This window comes from Desulfovibrio sp. 1188_IL3213 (assembly GCF_036763145.1).
Classification (GTDB): Bacteria; Desulfobacterota; Desulfovibrionia; order Desulfovibrionales; family Desulfovibrionaceae; genus Desulfovibrio.
Genome location: NZ_JBAIYR010000504.1, coordinates 1 through 1,488, shown reverse-complemented (window position 1 = coordinate 1,488; position 1,488 = coordinate 1). Strand labels below are relative to the sequence as shown.

Genomic DNA, 1,488 nt, shown 5'->3' with positions numbered 1-1,488 from the left:
CAGGGCGCCCCAGAGGATCAGGCGTCGTGGATCCTTGCGCTGGCGCACGGCCTGGGCCGCGGCGTACAGCATAAGGGCCATGCCCACCAGAAGCGGCACCAGCAGGCCGCCAGCCGAGAACAATGATTCCGTCATAATTCGCCCCGTAGTTTGCGGGTCTTCCGGGCCAGCCCCGTGCTTGCCCCGACTATGCTCTCTTCTGATGTGGTATCACATCCATACCATATCGTGAAAAAAATAGTAAAAAGAGTGTTACCAGCCTTATCGCACTTCGCTACTCTGCGCAAGTGCTGATTATTCCACTGAAAAAATAGAGGTTACGTCAAATTGCACAGGTGTGGCGCAGGTTTTTTGCGTAAACTTGCAATGTGTGCAATAATTCACAGCAACGCGGCGTGTATTTAAATTGTGTAAAATTGTGTGTTGACTGTGCATTCAGTTCATATTTGCGTTTAATTAGTTGTATAAACAAACAAGATTTTAATCGCCTATGTCTTTAAATGATTATGCACTCATTCTATTTTTTACCTGCCGGGATTTTTTGCAAGGCCCCTCCAGCGGCGAGAGTGTTTTTATAAATATCGTGCTACTGGAAAAAATTTTCAGCGAGGACTGTTTTTCGCGAAAAGTCAGTATGTGATTTATTGGGCTACTGCAATGTGTACTGTTTTGCTTTTTCAGCAATATTCTTATGTTACTGAAGTTTTTTAGCAGAAATTCCGCAGAAACTCCCATGTGAGAGGGCAGGAGAAACAACTGGAGGGCTGGAGGCAGTGCGGGAGCGGAACCGTTTTATGGAACGTTTTACCTTGCGAATATGTATTCCCAAAGTTTTTGCAGTGTTCACTATGCCGTTTTACAACAGAAACGCATAATACATTGTCTTTATTAATAGTTCGCCATAAGCTGGCTGTGGCAGGTGTGCGCCCTTGCGGTGAACGCCTGTGGGGCTGCCGTTGAAGCAATGCTGGCGTATCCGGGGCCTCGTGCGCAAAGGCGTTGTGCCGGCGGATACCGTTAAGGGAATGCGGCGTATCCGCGTCCGGTGTGCAGGGTGGACGGCATACGGCAGAAAATGGCGTGTGGCGGCGTTTGGCAACTACTCTTCGCGCAGGTCCCTGGACATCAGGTCGCGCAGCACGGTGGGCGGGGCCAGTTCCTTGTAAAGGATGCCGTAAACGGCTCTGGTCAGCGGGGCTTCCACCTGGAGTTTTTGCGCCATCTCATGGATGGCGGCCGTGGTTTTTACGCCTTCGGCCACCATGCCAAGGCTTTGCGTGATATGGTCGAGTTTTTCGCCCCGGCCAAGCCGCAGTCCCACCTGGCGGTTGCGCGAAAGGTCGTCGGTACAGGTCAGGGTAAGGTCGCCCAGTCCTGAAAGCCCCATAAAGGTATGGGCCTGCGCGCCGCGCGCAACACCAAGGCGGCTCATTTCCGCAAGACCGCGTGTAACGAGCGCCGCCCGGCTGTTGGCTCCAAGGCCCAGCC

At 52.4% G+C, this 1,488-nt stretch carries 1 protein-coding gene; it reads right to left on the bottom strand.

The genetic code is table 11. The annotated features are described in order from the left end of the window. Positions 1 to 1,099: 1,099 nt before the first annotated feature. Positions 1,100 to 1,488 (bottom strand): NAD(P)H-dependent glycerol-3-phosphate dehydrogenase (locus tag V6C16_RS13070; protein ID WP_333543414.1); only part of this gene is annotated, 389 nt, incomplete at its 5' end.